The organism is Antrihabitans stalactiti (genome assembly GCF_012932915.1).
GTDB lineage: Bacteria > Actinomycetota > Actinomycetes > Mycobacteriales > Mycobacteriaceae > Antrihabitans > Antrihabitans stalactiti.
Genome location: NZ_VCQU01000001.1, coordinates 1,022,218 through 1,037,329, shown reverse-complemented (window position 1 = coordinate 1,037,329; position 15,112 = coordinate 1,022,218). Strand labels below are relative to the sequence as shown.

Sequence of the window (15,112 nt, the reverse complement as noted above, 5' to 3'; positions counted from 1 at the left end):
TCAAGATGAACTTTCTCGAGAATCGGGATCGGGCCAGCCGAGTTCGGTCAACAATTCCCGCGTTGCGACGCCGAGGCCTAGCTTGGCTGCCAGTCGCAGGTCTTCGACGGTGTCGACGTCGAGGCGTAGCCCTGGCCAGTCTCCCGCGAGCGGGTGGGCGCCGGTTTCGGCGTGCCGCAGCGCTGACGCGGCACCGAACTTCGGCTCCAGCGCGGTGGTGGGATCGTGCAGCAACAACGCCGACGTACCAGTGCCGTGATGATCGACGATGTAGGAGCGGGAATACTCGTGCGCCGCCTCGATTGCCGCAGTCAGCTCGCTCGGCCGCAACGCGGGGAGGTCCGCTTGCAACGCGAGGAGATCCACCGCTCCGAGCCGCTCTCGTAAATTTGCCGCTGCGTGCGACAGAGCGTCGTTCAACCGCTGCGCGTCGTCGGTCGAATCGGCAGGCGGCTCCGGATAGACGTCTGCCCCGAATTCGTGTGCCGACTGTGCGACTGTCGAATCCGGGGTCACGACCGTGAGGGAGGCGATCGGTTCGACCTGACGGGCCGCGGCCAGCGAATCGTGCAACATCGCAAGGACGAGCCGTTCGCGGTCGGCAGGTGTGAACGCACCGGCAAGTCGGCTCTTTGCCCGCGCCAAATCCTTGACGGCAATAAGAGCGTGAACCGAGTGCATATACCCAATCCTGCCAGTAGCGATACTGTGGTCCGGCAATCGCGTTCAAAGTCGAATGGAGCGAGCGGCATGACGAAGGTGGCTGTACTCGGCGCGGGTTCCTGGGGGACCGCCTTTACCAAAGTGCTGGCGGAGGCCGGTACCGACGTCACGATGTGGGCTCGCCGTGGCGAGGTTGCCGACACGATCACCAACGAGCACGAAAACCCTTTCTACCTGCGCGGCTTCGGGCTGCCCGCGACAGTTACTGCGACCACCGATCCACTCGTTGCGCTGGCCGACTCGTCGATCGTGGTTCTGGCCGTGCCGTCGCAGACGCTGCGGCAGAACCTCGCTGAGTGGAAGGACTCCATCCCCAAAGACGCGACCCTGCTCAGCCTCGCCAAGGGTGTCGAGAGCGGCACGCTGCTTCGGATGAGCCAGGTGATCGCCGCGGTCTCGGGGGCCGAGCCCGAGCGCATCGCCGTGCTGTCCGGTCCGAACCTCGCCAGAGAGATCGCGGCCCGCCAGCCCGCCGCAACGGTGATCGCGTGCAGCGATTCCGCGCGCGCTATCGCAGTTCAAAAGGCCTGTGCGACAAAATACTTCCGCCCTTACACCAACTCCGACGTGATCGGCTGTGAAGTCGGGGGCGCCTGCAAGAACGTGATTGCCATCGCCTGTGGAATCGCGTCGGGAATGGGAATGGGCGACAACACGATTGCGAGCATGATCACTCGCGGGCTGGCCGAGATCACCAGGCTCGGCGTCGCGCTCGGCGCCAAGCCTGCCACCTTGGCCGGTCTCGCCGGGGTCGGCGACCTCGTCGCCACCTGTATGTCGCCTTTGTCACGCAACAGGTCCTTCGGTCACGTGCTCGGCGAGGGCGGCTCGATGGAGCGAGCACAGAAAGCGGCGCACGGCCAAGTCGCCGAAGGCGTGAAGTCCTGCACGTCGGTGCGGGCATTGTCGGAGAGCTACGACGTCGAGATGCCGCTGACAGAGGCTGTGCACCGCATCTGTCACGAAGGCATGGAAGTCGAAGAAGCGATCGGCATGCTGTTGGGCCGACGCATCAAGCCGGAGTAGCGCGGCGTCGAGTCGTTGCTCCACCGCCCCCGGCGGTACCGTTTGTGTCGTGACCAACCGGATCAAGGTAGCCGTGCTGTTCGGCGGCCGAAGCAACGAGAACGCCGTTTCCTGCGTTTCTGCAGGCAGTGTGCTGCGGCATTTGGATCCGGAGCGATTCGAGGCTGTGCCGATCGGCATCACCAAGGAAGGCGCGTGGGTGGTCGGCGATGCAGATCCGCACTCGCTTGCCATCCGGGACCGCAAGTTGCCCAGCGTCGACTCCTCTGGTCCTGCGCTTGCGTTGACCGCGGACCCCGCACTGCTCGCCGAGTCCGTCGACGTCGTCTTCCCGATCCTGCACGGTGCGTATGGCGAGGATGGCACCGTCCAGGGGCTGCTCGAACTTGCCGACGTCCCCTATGTCGGTCCGGGCGTGCTGGCGAGCGCTGCGGGCATGGACAAGGAATTCACGAAGAAACTGCTTGCCGCCGAGGGGCTTCCGATCGGCGATCAGGTGGTGCTCCGGCGCAATACGCCGACGTTGACGGAACAGGAAAAGGACCGACTCGGCCTTCCGGTGTTCGTCAAACCTGCTCGGGGTGGCTCGTCCATCGGCATCTCGCGGGTGGCGTCCTGGTCCGACTTGGATGCTGCGATTGCCGAAGCGCGTAAGCACGACCCCAAGGTGATAGTCGAAGCAGCAATTCACGGGCGCGAAGTCGAATGCGGCGTGCTCGAATTTCCCGACGGTCGCGTCGAGGCGAGCGTCGTAGCCGAGATCCGGATGCCTGATTCGTCAGGTGACGACGGCGCCTTCTACGACTTCGACACGAAATATCTCGATGACGTCTGCGAGTTCGACGTGCCAGCGAAGCTCGACGATGCGGTCAGCGAGGAAGTCCGCGCGCTCGCAGTGCGCGCCTTCGCAGCGCTCGACTGCCAGGGGCTCGCACGAGTCGACTTCTTCGTCACCGCCGACGGACCGGTGATCAACGAGATCAACACGATGCCAGGATTCACGTCGATCAGCATGTATCCGCAGATGTGGGAAGCCGCAGGCATCGACTACTCGACGCTGGTCTCCACGCTCATCGACACTGCGCTGGCGCGCGGTACCGGCCTTCGCTGATACCGCGACTGGGGCCCCGCAGACCCTTTTGTTCGACGCAGGCGCAATTGCGTCTGCGTCGAACAATGTGCCTTGCGGCGCGAGCGGCCTAGGAGCGGGACGTCAGTTCGGCAGGGGAGCGGGGTCGGGAGTGACCGCCGGCAACGCCTTTTTGATCGCCTCGGATACCAGTTGGACCGGTGTCGGGCCCGTGCCGTTGGGCAGAGTGAGCGCAACATAGACGGCACGGTCGACGGCGAACCACGTGCTGGCATTCAGCTGTTGAGCTGCGCCGTCGATTTTGAACCAGGTCACCATGTTGACGTCCTGCAATGCCGCGCCCACGGTGAATTCCAGCGGACGGTCGAGGCCGCAGCGAGCGACGATCGGTTCGCCTCCGTCCGCCGATTGCCACGCTTTGGTGGCTGGCGGTGCATCCGCTGACAGCTCAGCATTCGAATAGTCGCCGAGCTCGTTCGGGAGCGCGGCGATCAGGGCCTGGCATTCCTGGCTGGTGGCCTTCGGCGCAGGCACGGTGCCGAGGACGACGGGCTCTTTGGCTGGGGACTTGTTCGCAATCACCGCAGCGACGACGACGCCGACCACCAAGGCGACCGGCAACGCGACGGCCGAGGCGATCAACGCGGGTGGATAGCGGTGCTTGGCTCGCTTCTCGTCTTCGTCGGCGGTCTCGGTCACGAACCCGCCACCGTGCAGTTCAGTGTGCGCGTGATCCCGTCGATCGCTTGCACAGCCGTGACGACTTCGGCGAGGGCAGAATCGGAATCCGCGCTGGCACGAGCGATGACGTCATAGGGACCGACCACGTCTTCCGCAGTCCGGATACCCGGCAACAGCGCGATTTTGCCGGCGACCTGACTCGCCTTGCCGACGTCGGTTTGGACCAATATGAATGCCTCGACCACTGGTAGACGGTACCGCAGCAGCAACTATCCTTCCCAAGCATGCGAGACGAGACGGTCGGCGAAGCGGGTGAATTCACCGTGATCGACCGCGCGACCCAGGGCAGGGTCCAGCCGGCGACCACGCTCGTCGGTCCGGGCGACGACGCTGCTGTGGTGGCGGCGCCGGACGGCCGCGTCGTTGCAACGACCGATATGTTGGTGGAGGGCAAGCACTTTCGGCTCGAGTGGTCGACACCTGAGCAGATCGGTCGAAAAGCCATCGCGCAGAACGGTGCCGATATCGCGGCGATGGGTGCCCGCCCGACGGCATATCTCGTCGCATTGGGCTGCCCACCATCCACGCCGTTGACGGTGACTGACGGGCTCACCGAGGGCCTGTGGGCCGAAGCGGCCGTGGTCGGTGCCGCGATTGTCGGCGGCGACCTGGTCGAATCGGATCAGTTGGTGATTTCGGTCATGGCACTCGGCGATCTGGAGGGACGCTCGCCGGTCTTGCTGTCGGGTGCACGCGTCGGCGACGTCGTCGCAGTGTGTGGGCGGCTGGGTCGTTCGGCCGGCGGCTTGGCGCTGCTGGCTGCCGATCGCGACGGTGCACCGGAATTGCTTGCTGCCCATCGTGTTCCGATGCCGCCGTACTCGCAAGGCCCCGTCGCTGCCGGTGCTGGCGCGACCGCCATGACGGATGTGTCGGACGGCTTGCTCGCCGATCTGGGCCACATCGCAAGCGCCTCAGGTGTTTCGATCGATGTCTCGTCGGCAGCCCTCACCGGAGATGCTGTATTGAATTCTGCTGCAGTGGATCTCGGTGTCGACGAGCTGGCATGGCTCCTGACCGGCGGTGAAGATCATGCGCTCGCGGCCACGTTCCCCGGCGACGCCGTCGTCCCCGAGGGCTGGGTTGCGATCGGTACGGTCGGCGAGGGCGGCGGCGTCACCGTCGACGGCAAGGAGTGGCAGGGGAGCGTGGGTTGGCGGAGCTTCGGGAAGTGACGTTCGACGTGGCAGATCTCGACGACCCGACGGTTGTCGAGCTGAACACAGAGCTGCAGGCCGAATATCAGCGCCGCTACGGCGGACCGGACGAGACGCCTTTGGTCGCCGGCCAGTTCCGCGCCCCGGCGGGGGTGTTCCTGGTTGCCAAGATCGGGGAGACCGCCGTCGGCATGGGTGGTTGGCGGTCCCGTGGCGAGGATGCCGAGCTCAAGCGGATGTATGTACGGCCGCCCCATCAGCGCCGCGGCGTCGCTCGGCGGCTGTTGGCTGAGTTGGAGGCGACCGCACGCGCGGCCGGGCGGGCGCGGCTAGTGCTCGAGACGGGCAGTGCGCAGCCGGAGGCGTTGGCGCTCTATCGGTCGGCCGGGTACGTCGAGATCGAGAAGTTCGGCTATTACAGTCACACCGGATCGTCCCATTGCTTAGGTAAAGCGCTCGCGTGAGAGGGAACTGCATGGCTTTCAACACAGGTGGACTCGGCTGATGCCGGGCAAGCCACTCGATCAGGTCGTCGAGGCAGGGTGGGCGAGGGCGCTGGCTCCGGTCGCCGATCAGATCAGCGCCATGGGTGAGTTCCTTCGGGCCGAGAACGCTTCCGGTCGCGGCTATCTCCCCGCGGGAGGGAACGTCTTGCGCGCGTTCACCCAGCCGTTCGACGACGTGCGCGTCCTGATCGTCGGGCAAGATCCGTATCCAACACCGGGACATGCTGTCGGGCTGAGCTTTTCGGTCGCGCCAGAGGTGCGGCCGCTGCCGCGGAGTCTGGAGAACATCTATTCCGAGTACATCAAGGACCTCGGTTTCCCGCGACCGTCGAACGGCGACCTCACGACATGGGCGCAACGCGGTGTTCTCCTGCTCAACCGAGTGCTGACCGTTCAGCCCGGGACGCCCGCGTCGCACCGAGGTAAAGGCTGGGAGGCCGTCACCGAACAAGCGATCCGTGCACTCGTCGATCGGCCGGATCCGCTCGTCGCAATCCTATGGGGGCGCGACGCGTCGACGCTCAAGTCATTGCTCGGCGACGTTCCTTCGATCGAGTCGGCGCACCCGTCACCGCTGTCGGCGTCGCGGGGCTTCTTCGGGTCGCGGCCGTTCTCGCGGGCCAACGAATTGTTGGACGAACTCGGCGCCGAACCGATCGATTGGCAGCTGCCCTAGCGTTGTTATACGCCGTATGACATGCTCGATTGATGAGCGTAGGCAACGATGTCGCAACGCCGGTCCGTGTGACGTTCCGCGGTACGGGTGGGATCGAGCTGGTCGGCGACGCGTGGGGCGCTACCGACGCACCGCTGGTGCTCATGCTGCACGGCGGTGGTCAGACGCGTCATTCCTGGAAATCGACCGGCGCTGCGCTGGCCGCGAACGGTCTGCGAGTCGTTGCTCTCGACGCGCGAGGGCACGGCGAAAGCGAGTGGGCGCCCGACGGCGACTACCGGCGCGCGACGTTGGCGGCCGACGTCGAAGCGGTCCTCGACCAGCTCGGCGCACCTGCCATCGTGGTCGGTGCCAGCATGGGCGGCTTGACCTCTCTCATCATGTCGACTCGCGTCGGCCCGGACCGGCTCACCGGAATCGTGCTCGTCGACGTCGTCCCGCGACCGGAAGAAGCGGGAGTCTCCCGGGTGATCGATTTTCTTCGCGCCCACCACGAGGGCTTCGCCACGCTCGATGAGGCAGCCGATGCGATCGCCGCCTACCTACCGCATCGACCCCGCCCCTCCGCTACGGATGGATTGGCGCGAAACCTTCGTCGGCGCGAAGACGGCCGTTGGTACTGGCATTGGGATCCCGAAATGATCGCCGACCGCGGCGAGATCATGGAAGACGCCGTGCTCGAGTTGGAGGCGGCGGCGAGGGAGCTGACGATTCCCGTATTGCTTGTGCGCGGAAAGCTTTCCGACGTCGTGAGCGAAAGCAATGTCGACGAATTCCGGGCGCTCGTGCCGCATGCGGAGTTCGTCGAATTGTCCGGCGCGGCCCATACTGCGGCCGCCGATGACAACGACGCTTTCACCGACGCCGTGTGCGACTTCGTGTTGGCTAACGCGGCACGCGCTCGGTAGTGTCGGACACCCGGGTGGGTGGACGCACATGGAGATGACATGACGCAAGGGGAGCAGCCGCATTCTGCCGTTCCGTCGCAGGACGCTACGCAGTTCTATGGGTCGAACTCGCAAACCGAGATTCACCAATCTCCGCCGAGCGGCTGGCAACCGCAAATCGAGCAACAGCCGCAGCAATACCCGCCCCAGCAGCAGTTCGGGCCGCCATCGCAGCAGTTCGGGCCGCCGCAGCAGTTTGCGCAGCAGCCATACCCGCAGGTACCGCAGGGTCCGAGTGCGTGGCCGTTGCATCGCATCGCCGCAGTCGCTGTGGCGGTAGCTGGCATTCTGGGACTGGTCGCGTCGTTGTTCTCGCTCTATACGACCACCGTGACGCCGTCGAAAATCAGTGACTCCGAAGACATTCCGAGCGGCTCGGTCAAAATCGGGATGGGTTTCTACGACACCATTCCGTTCAATGCGCCCACGATTGCCGTTGCGATTCCGATCCTGTTGTTGCTCGCGGGGTTGTCCGCAATTCCGGTGATCAGCAATGTGCGTACGCGCCCCACGGGATTGCCTGCCTTACTGGCGCTTTCCGCGACGTTGATTTCGTTGGCACTGATGTTCAGCGATCCGCTCCCGGGAATCGAGCTCACCGGCGGGCTGGCACGCGAATTCGAAGACTCAACGGACGGAAAGAGTCTGGACAGCCTGATCGGCTCGGTCCTGTCGATCTCGCCCGGCATCGGGCTGATCCTGTCGTTCGTGCTCGGCATCATCGCCGCTGCCGGTGGTGTGGTCTTGTTCCTCGCACAGGACAAACCTCCGAAGCCTGCTCCGTTCCAGCAACCGCCTGCACAGCAGCCGCCGTTCACTCCTGCGCAGCAGTTTTCACCCGAACAGCAGTGGCAGCAGGGTCCGCCGCAACAGCCGCGGTGGTAACCGATGACCTATTCGATTGCGCCTCCACGGTCGACGGTGCCGGTCTTGCGCATCCTCGCGATCGCGCTCGCCGTCGTGGGCATCCTCGGGTTCTTCTCGACGCTGCTGCCGATCTTCACGTCGACGATCGATGGCGCGGACATCGGTAGCAGTTTCGACTCCGATTTCAGCGACGACGACATAGACATGCTCAAGGCGTCCGAGCTGACGATCTCGCTCGGGTTCTACGACTGGAATTCTGCCGGGCTGCTCGCTGCGGCGGCAGCACCGTTCGCCTTGGTGCTGTCCGGCGTTCTCGGTGCGGCGCAAGCGATTCGCGGCGGAACGAAGAAGCTGATGGGTGGCGCGGCCGCGGTGTCGGTCGTCGCGCTCGCCTTGGCGCTGGTCACTGCGTTGCGGTCACCGGTGACGTCGGTGGAATTCGACATGCCCGACATGTCCGACGAGCTGTCGGACGCCTCGAATGTCGGCGGTCTGGACGTAGGCCTCGGCCTCATCTTCGTCCTCATCGCCCTGGCATTCTCCTCGGCGATATCGATCTGGGGATACTTCGTCGCACCCGAAGCGCCACAACCCTCGTGAGTCTTTTTGGAGTCTATAGACTCCAAAAAGACTCACGAGGGGTGAGTTAGGCCTCCAGCAGCTCGAAGACGAAAGTTGTGCTGCCGATTTCGATTTCGTCGCCGTTGTTGAGCATCGCGCTTTCGAAGACCTGGTTGCCGCGGACGTACACGCCGTTGGACGACCACAGGTCGCGGATCAAGATGCCTGCAGGGCTTTGGACGATCGCGGCGTGGTAGCGGCTGACCTGGTCGTCGCGGAGAACGACGTTGTTGTCCGGTGCGCGGCCGATGCGGAGAGTGCCGTCGCCGATCGGTGTCACTTGGCCTGAACGGTCCCGAAGCTGTGCCCGACGGGTGTTTCGGTGCTTCACAACGGTCTTGCCGAGGTCCTGCGACGTCGATGGCGCCTTACTCTCCAGCGGCTCTTGGCGAAGGATTCGCAACTCGAGGTCTTGGATCGCGGGGCTCGGGTCGACTGCGAGTTCGTCGTCGAGGGCCCGGCGCAGTCGACGGCAGGCTTCCAGCGCGTCGGACGGTCTATTGGCAAGGTAGAGCGCAGCGATCAACTGCTGCCACAGCGGTTCGTGCAGCGGGTGTATGCCTGCGAGCGACGAAAGCTCGTTGAGCACCAACGTCGGCCGTCCACAAGCGATTTCGGCTTCGGCGCGCACGATCTGCGTCGCGAGTCGCTCGTCGTCGATGGGTGCGGCGTAGTCGTCGGCGAAACGAAGACCGCGTAGGTCCGCCAGCGCCGGACCCTTCCACTCGGCGAGCGCGGCGCTGAACGCCGCACTAGCGTCCTCGTAACGTCCTGCGGCGGCGTGCTGATGACCGGTGTTCTTCAGCGCCGCAAACCGCGCAGCGTCGCATTGCTGTTCCTCGACGACGAGGCGGTACCCGGGCGGCGCAGTAGCGAGCACGCGCATCGGGTCGAACCCCGCCGTCTGTAACACCTTGCGCAGCTTGGCAATCGCCACCTGCAAGTGGTTGCGAAACATGGCAGGCGGGTTGCCGTCCCATGCGGCGTCCGCGAGCGCTTCCGCCGACACGACCTGGTTGCGCTGAGTGATGAGCTTCGCCAGCACGGCACGGGGCTTGACGCCTCCGAGGTTCTGCGGGACGTCGTCGATCGTGACCTGCACGGGCCCGAGTACTTCGAACCCCAGGCGTTGGGGGGTCAACTCAGTTGCCAATGTGGCTCACGCTTTTCGACGAATGCATCGACTCCCTCGCGCCCGGTCGGGCTGTCGGCGGACCGTGAAATAGCCTCCGCCTCGAGGTCGAGTTGCTCGGACAATGTGCTGTCGGGCGACGCCGCGAGCAGCGTTCTGATGCCGGCATACGCGGACCGTGGCCCCGCACTGATAGCACGCGCAACCTTGGCAGCCTCCGCACCGACTTCTGCGTCTTCGACGATCCGGCTCAGGATGCCGAGCTGCACGGCTTCCTCGCCGGTCACGGTCGCGTTCGTCAGGATGATCTCTTTTGCCCGGGACACGCCGACGATGCGTGGCAAGGTCCACGACATACCGCCGTCCGGTGTGAACCCGATTCCGGTGTACGCCGGCTTCAAGCGAGTGCCTGGACCGCCGATCGCGATATCGGCGGCGCAGACCAGGCTCATGCCGGCACCGGCGGCCCAGCCGTGGACTCCGACGACGACCGGCACCGGTGCGGCCTCCAAAGCGCGAACGAAGGCGTGCAGGTCGGCCGCTAATCCGCCGACATACGCCCCCCGCTCCGGCGCCTGGGAGAACGCACGGACGTCACCGCCTGCACAGAAATTGCCACCTGCCCCCACCAGCAACACCGCACCGATGCTGGCGTCGATCGCCTGCAGCGCCGCCGTGCCTTGGTTGATTCCCGCGAAATCGAGCGAGGTGCCTTTGGCAGCCGTCGAGATGGTGATCTGCAAGATTCCGTCGGAGATCTGCACGTACTCTCGGGTTTCGGTGGTCGTCACTGCTCAAGCTTATCGTCGTCGTTGAATCGGACCATTCGGATCTCCATAGCTCCGCTGAACGGCTCTATCTTCCGCTCCCCAGCGGGTACGAATCCGTGTTTCCGATAGAACGCTTGCGCGCGCGGATTGGCCTCGAACACCCACAACGAACACGGTCGAGCACCGATCGCGGCACCGATCAATTCATCCGCGACGCCGGAACCGTGCCGATAGCGGCGGACATACAACGCATGCAATTCGTGCGGACTGGCAGTGGCGAAACCGATGACTGCGCCATCTTCGACCGCAACCTGTGTTGCGTGGGGATGGTCGGCAAGTCGGCGCTCCCACATCGCGGCGCGTTCGTCGATGTCGAATGCGTCGAGAACGTGGTCCGGGACTATGCCGCGATAGGACTCCTGCCACGATGCGATGTGGCATTCGGCGGCGCTTCTGATGAGGTCGGCGGTCAGTTCGCGGATCTGCCACATGGGACAACTATGGACCGAAGACAACTATGGCCTGACGCGAAAGCGTCAGGCCACAGGGATCGAGCGAAAAGAACGGGTCAGCCGCGAACGACCTTGCCCGCCTTCAAGCAGGATGTGCACACATTCAGTCGCTTGGTGTTGCCTGGGGCAACCTGGGCGCGAACAGTCTGAATGTTCGGGTTCCAGCGACGGTTTGTGCGCCGGTGCGAGTGCGAGACCGACTTACCGAAGCCGGGGCCCTTGGCGCAAACGTCACAGACGGCAGCCATAGTCGCGAACTCCTCATATCTTGGATGGATCTAGCGTGTCTTGGATCGAGCCTAGGTGGCCTGCGAGCACCGGGGAACCAACTCCCACCCTGCGCGAGGCAACCCTGCAAGAGTAGCCGCACGCCGCCGGATCCACCAAACCGGCGAACGCACGCGGCGGCCGTCGGTCGGCTTCGTTAATGTGGCGAGGTGGTCGAGGCCCTGAATGCGCTGGACGGTGCCGCCGTCACACGATGGGCACACGCATGTGTGGACGGGCTCGTCGCGCACTGCGAGGAGATCAACGACCTCAACGTGTTCCCGATCCCCGATTCCGACACGGGTACCAACCTCCTGTTCACCATGCGCTCCGCGGTCGCGGCTGTCGAGGCACTCACACCGGACGCGACGAGCGCTCATGATGTTGCGACGGCAATGGCCAGAGGCGCGACCACGGGCGCGCGCGGCAATTCCGGAATCATTCTTTCGCAGGTCATGCGCGGTATCGCCGACTCGACTGTGAACGGTCCGCTCGACGCCACCGCGCTGCGGGACGCCCTCGATGCTGCCGCCGTCCTTGTGCGCAGCGCCGTCAGTGTGCCGGTCGAAGGAACGATCGTCACCGTGCTCGACCAGGCGGGCGCAGCCGCGCGTCGATGCGAGGCCGACGCCTCGATTGCCGAAATCGCCACTGCCGCCGCGGACGCTGCTGTCGACGCCCTGGAGCGGACGCCCGGCCAGCTCGCAGTGCTCGCGGAGGCGGGCGCGGTCGATGCGGGCGGTCTCGGGCTGGTCGTTCTGCTCGACGCACTCGTGACGGTGATCACGGGCGAGGCGCCGCACCGGCCACGCTTCGTTCGGTCGCACGACGCCGCTCCCGTCGACGACGCTCGAAGTCTGGACCCGACGGTCGTGCAGGACTACGAAGTGATGTATCTGCTCAGCGACACCGACGAGCTGCGGATATCGGCTCTGCGCAAGCGGCTCGGCGAAATCGGCGACTCGGTGATCATCGTCAGCGACGGCGGCGCGTGCTGGTCCGCACACGTCCACTGCCGCGATGCAGGTGCTGCGATCGAGGCGGGAATTGCGTCCGGTCGCATTCATCAAGTTCGCGTCAACTGCTTCGCACTCGACCGCGCCGACGCCCAGCGGTCCCTCCCGAAGCCACTGGCCGGGTTGGCCGACCGCGGCCTCCTCGCGGTTGTCGAGGGCGACGGCGCAGCGCAGTTGTACGAAAGCGAAGGCGTGACCGTCCTGCGCTGCGATCAACCGATCAGCGCGCCCACGCTGCTTGCCGCAATCCGAGCGATGGACAACCGTGAGGTCCTCGTGTTGCCGAACGGCGCGTTGTCCGCCCAGGAGTTGGTGGCGGTCGGTGTCGCCGCACGTGATGCGTCCAAGGACGTGTTGCTGCTTCCGACGTCATCGATGGTGCAAGGCCTCGCGGCGGTCGCCGTGCACGACTCGATGCGGATCGCCGTCGATGATGCATTCGCCATGTCGGAAGCGGCGTCGAGCACGCGCTGGGGCTCGCTGCGAGTCGCCCCCGGTCGCGCTCTCACGCTCGTCGGCACGTGTGAGGCGGGCGACGGTCTCGGTTTGATCGGTCACGAGGTCGTTGTGATCGAGCGCGATGTTCAACTTGCCGGGACCCAGCTGCTAGACCGTGTTCTCGGCCTCGGCGGCGAGCTCGTGACGATGCTGGTCGGGGCGCACGCGACCGTCGAGCTCGTGAATCATCTTGCCGCGCATGTGGAAAAGAACCACCAGGGCGTCGAAGTCATGATCTATTCCGGAGATCAGCAGGGTGATCTCCTTCAACTCGGCGTCGAGTAGGGGTTGGGATGGCTGTGCTGGCTGATCGTCTGGACCTGCTCCTCGGCGCCAAAGCGGCGACACCGCTCGCCGAAGCATTCGGCATCACAACGGTCGAGGACTTGTTGCGGCATTACCCGAATCGCTATGCGACGCAGGGGCAACCGCTGACCGAGAGCGACCCGCCGGACGGTCAGCACATCACCATCGTCGGCGACATCGTCAAAGCCGACATGGTGAAAATGAAGAATCGGCCCGGTTGGATGCTGAAGGTCGTGCTGCAGTCGGAATCGCAGAAGGTCGACGCGACGTTCTTCAACGCCCACAAGGTCAAACATGCGGTCCAAGCCGGTAGGCGTGCAATGTTCTCCGGCACGGTGAAGTACTTCCGGGAACGATGGTCGCTGAATCACCCGAGCTATCTGATCTTGCCCGACGTCGCCGACCACACGGCGGTCCAGATCGACCGCGTCCGCGGCGGTGGCGACCTCGCTGGAATCGCTCGCAGCGCGCTCGCGCCCGGCCAGGGCGTCGACATGTCGATCTTCGACCGCAAGCTCCTCCCGGTGTATCCGGCGACGAGCAAGATCGAGAGCTGGGACATCGCGCATTGCGTCCGGCAGATCTTCGACCAGCTCGATACCGTCGAAGATCCGCTGCCGTCGCGGATTCGCAACGAGCACAGCCTGATCGGGCTGGACGAAGCGCTGCACCTGATCCACTTTCCGGAGTCCGAGGCCGATGTCGAGAAGGCGCGCAGCCGGCTGCGTTTCGACGAGGCGGCGGCGCTCCAACTGGTGCTCGCGCAGCGGCGCAACGAGATGTCGGCGCGCGCGGCCAAGTCGTGCCCACCGCGGTCCGATGGCATTGCCGCGGCGTTCGAGGATCGGCTGCCGTTCGAGCTCACGGAAGGCCAGCACGAAGTGGCCGACGAGATCTCGGCGGATCTGTCGCAGCCGCACCCGATGAGCCGGCTGCTGCAAGGTGAGGTCGGGTCCGGAAAGACTGTAGTCGCACTGCGTGCGATGCTGCAGGTCGTCGATGCCGGGCAACAGTGCGCCCTGCTCGCGCCTACGGAAGTTCTTGCTGCGCAGCACTATCGGTCGCTACGCGCCATGCTAGGTCCGCTCGGAGCCGGCGGGGAACTCGGCGCCGCCGACGAGTCGACGCGCATCGTGTTGCTGACCGGATCGATGCCGACCGCCGCGAAACGTGCCGCATTGCTCGCCGCCGTCACGGGTGATGCGGGCATCGTCATCGGCACGCATGCGCTCATTCAGGACAACGTGGAGTTCTTCGATCTCGGCATGGTGGTGGTCGACGAGCAACACCGCTTCGGTGTCGAGCAGCGCGACGCCCTTCGCTCCAAGGCGAAGAGCGGCTTCAGTCCGCACCTGCTGGTGATGACCGCGACGCCGATCCCGCGGACCATCGCAATGACGACCCTCGGCGATCTGGAGACGTCGACGCTGCGCGAACTGCCGCGGGGGCGATCGCCGATCGTCACCTCGGTGGTTCCTGCGAAAGACAAGCCCGCCTGGGTGGACCGGGCATGGGCGCGCATCAACGAAGAGGTCGCCGCAGGGCGACAGGCATACGTGGTCTGTTCCCGGATCGGGGACGAAAAGACCGGAGACAAAGAACCGCCGACGACGCACAGCGCGCTCGACATGTACGAGGAACTGAAGCACGGCGCGTTGCGCGGCGTCCGGGTCGGTCTGCTGCACGGTCGGTTGCCGACCGACGAGAAGGACGCCGTGATGCGCGGCTTCAACGACGGCGCCCTGGACGTCATCGTCTGCACGACGGTCGTCGAAGTGGGTGTCGATGTGCCGAATGCGACGGTCATGGTGATCGTCGATGCCGACCGGTTCGGCGTGAGTCAGCTACATCAGCTACGGGGTCGGATCGGGCGTGGCGGGCACAAAGGTCTGTGCATCTTGCTGAGTGAGGCGAATCCGGTGGGTCCGGCGTTCGAGCGGCTGCGCGCAGTCGCGGCGACCAACGACGGCTTCGAACTCGCGGTGCTCGATCTGCGGCAGCGCCGAGAAGGCGACATCTTGGGTGCGGCACAGTCCGGCACCGTGACCACCTTGCGATTGTTGTCATTGCTGGACGACCTCGAAGTCATCTCGGCAGCGCAAGAATTCGCACGCGAGGTGGTCGCCGACGACCCGGGGTTGGAACGTCATCCCGGACTGGCGGCGATGATGCGGTCCGCGCTGGATGAGCAGCGCTTGGAGTACTTGGAGAAGTCGTGAACCCCACTGGTCGGCCTCACTGCGATTGCTGTCGATTT

General features: G+C 65.0%; 17 protein-coding genes. 10 read left to right on the top strand and 7 right to left on the bottom strand.

What is annotated here, in order from left to right; all coding sequences use genetic code 11:
- The gene (gene cofC, locus FGL95_RS05000) at positions 1–681 is read right to left on the bottom strand and encodes a 2-phospho-L-lactate guanylyltransferase (RefSeq protein ID WP_169585043.1); all 681 of its coding nucleotides are present in this window, start codon (positions 679–681) and stop codon (positions 1–3) included.
- A 69-nt stretch (positions 682–750) separates the two neighbouring features.
- Between cofC and FGL95_RS04995 the strand changes: the two genes are divergently transcribed.
- Together FGL95_RS04995 and FGL95_RS04990 are read left to right on the top strand one after the other, a co-directional pair.
- The gene (locus FGL95_RS04995; protein ID WP_169585042.1) at positions 751–1,749 is read left to right on the top strand and encodes an NAD(P)H-dependent glycerol-3-phosphate dehydrogenase; all 999 of its coding nucleotides are present in this window, start codon (positions 751–753) and stop codon (positions 1,747–1,749) included.
- 49 nt (positions 1,750–1,798) lie between these two features.
- Entirely contained in the window at positions 1,799–2,860 is a 1,062-nt protein-coding gene (locus tag FGL95_RS04990; protein ID WP_169585041.1) for a D-alanine--D-alanine ligase, read from the top strand.
- A gap of 102 nt (positions 2,861–2,962) precedes the next feature.
- Here the strand turns inward: FGL95_RS04990 and FGL95_RS04985 are convergent, their stop codons facing one another.
- Both FGL95_RS04985 and FGL95_RS04980 read right to left on the bottom strand, forming a co-directional pair.
- Positions 2,963–3,538, bottom strand: coding sequence for a DUF3515 family protein (locus FGL95_RS04985; RefSeq protein ID WP_169585040.1), 576 nt, complete (start codon positions 3,536–3,538; stop codon positions 2,963–2,965).
- Complete coding sequence (locus FGL95_RS04980; RefSeq protein ID WP_169585039.1) at positions 3,535–3,765, bottom strand: Lrp/AsnC ligand binding domain-containing protein; 231 nt, start codon at positions 3,763–3,765, stop codon at positions 3,535–3,537. Before FGL95_RS04980 ends, FGL95_RS04985 begins: the two co-directional genes overlap by 4 nt.
- A 39-nt stretch (positions 3,766–3,804) precedes the next feature.
- On the opposite strand from FGL95_RS04980, the gene FGL95_RS04975 reads away from it, so the two are divergent.
- From FGL95_RS04975 to FGL95_RS04950, 6 genes are read left to right on the top strand one after another with little or no spacing between them, the layout of a single operon-like run.
- On the top strand, positions 3,805–4,755 hold the full coding sequence (locus FGL95_RS04975) for a thiamine-phosphate kinase (RefSeq protein WP_169585038.1): 951 nt from the start codon (positions 3,805–3,807) through the stop codon (positions 4,753–4,755).
- Entirely contained in the window at positions 4,752–5,201 is a 450-nt protein-coding gene (locus FGL95_RS04970) for a GNAT family N-acetyltransferase (protein ID WP_169585037.1), read from the top strand. Before FGL95_RS04975 ends, FGL95_RS04970 begins: the two co-directional genes overlap by 4 nt.
- A gap of 40 nt (positions 5,202–5,241) precedes the next feature.
- The gene (locus FGL95_RS04965) at positions 5,242–5,919 is read left to right on the top strand and encodes a uracil-DNA glycosylase (RefSeq protein ID WP_169585036.1); all 678 of its coding nucleotides are present in this window, start codon (positions 5,242–5,244) and stop codon (positions 5,917–5,919) included.
- A gap of 32 nt (positions 5,920–5,951) precedes the next feature.
- The gene (locus FGL95_RS04960) at positions 5,952–6,827 is read left to right on the top strand and encodes an alpha/beta fold hydrolase (RefSeq protein WP_169585035.1); all 876 of its coding nucleotides are present in this window, start codon (positions 5,952–5,954) and stop codon (positions 6,825–6,827) included.
- Positions 6,828–6,866: 39 nt separating this feature from the next.
- Complete coding sequence (locus FGL95_RS04955; protein WP_169585034.1) at positions 6,867–7,751, top strand: DUF5336 domain-containing protein; 885 nt, start codon at positions 6,867–6,869, stop codon at positions 7,749–7,751.
- A 3-nt stretch (positions 7,752–7,754) separates the two neighbouring features.
- Positions 7,755–8,333, top strand: a complete 579-nt coding sequence (locus tag FGL95_RS04950; RefSeq protein WP_169585033.1) for a hypothetical protein — start codon at positions 7,755–7,757, stop codon at positions 8,331–8,333.
- 46 nt (positions 8,334–8,379) lie between these two features.
- Here the strand turns inward: FGL95_RS04950 and FGL95_RS04945 are convergent, their stop codons facing one another.
- The 4 genes from FGL95_RS04945 to rpmB form a co-directional block, all read right to left on the bottom strand.
- Positions 8,380–9,507 carry a BTAD domain-containing putative transcriptional regulator gene (locus FGL95_RS04945; protein ID WP_169585032.1) on the bottom strand — a complete coding sequence of 376 codons (1,128 nt, stop codon included), beginning with the start codon at positions 9,505–9,507 and terminating at the stop codon, positions 8,380–8,382.
- Positions 9,492–10,277 carry an enoyl-CoA hydratase-related protein gene (locus tag FGL95_RS04940; RefSeq protein WP_169585031.1) on the bottom strand — a complete coding sequence of 262 codons (786 nt, stop codon included), beginning with the start codon at positions 10,275–10,277 and terminating at the stop codon, positions 9,492–9,494. Before FGL95_RS04940 ends, FGL95_RS04945 begins: the two co-directional genes overlap by 16 nt.
- Positions 10,274–10,747: a GNAT family N-acetyltransferase gene (locus FGL95_RS04935; protein WP_169585030.1), complete on the bottom strand. Its 474-nt coding sequence runs from the start codon at positions 10,745–10,747 to the stop codon at positions 10,274–10,276. Before FGL95_RS04935 ends, FGL95_RS04940 begins: the two co-directional genes overlap by 4 nt.
- Positions 10,748–10,824: 77 nt before the next feature.
- Positions 10,825–11,016: a 50S ribosomal protein L28 gene (gene rpmB / locus FGL95_RS04930; RefSeq protein WP_137724282.1), complete on the bottom strand. Its 192-nt coding sequence runs from the start codon at positions 11,014–11,016 to the stop codon at positions 10,825–10,827.
- A 189-nt stretch (positions 11,017–11,205) separates the two neighbouring features.
- Here rpmB and FGL95_RS04925 point away from each other — a divergent pair, with 189 nt between their 5' ends.
- Positions 11,206–12,834, top strand: coding sequence for a DAK2 domain-containing protein (locus FGL95_RS04925; RefSeq protein WP_169585029.1), 1,629 nt, complete (start codon positions 11,206–11,208; stop codon positions 12,832–12,834).
- An 8-nt stretch (positions 12,835–12,842) separates the two neighbouring features.
- Positions 12,843–15,074: an ATP-dependent DNA helicase RecG gene (gene recG / locus FGL95_RS04920; protein ID WP_169585028.1), complete on the top strand. Its 2,232-nt coding sequence runs from the start codon at positions 12,843–12,845 to the stop codon at positions 15,072–15,074.
- Positions 15,075–15,112 lie beyond the last annotated feature (38 nt).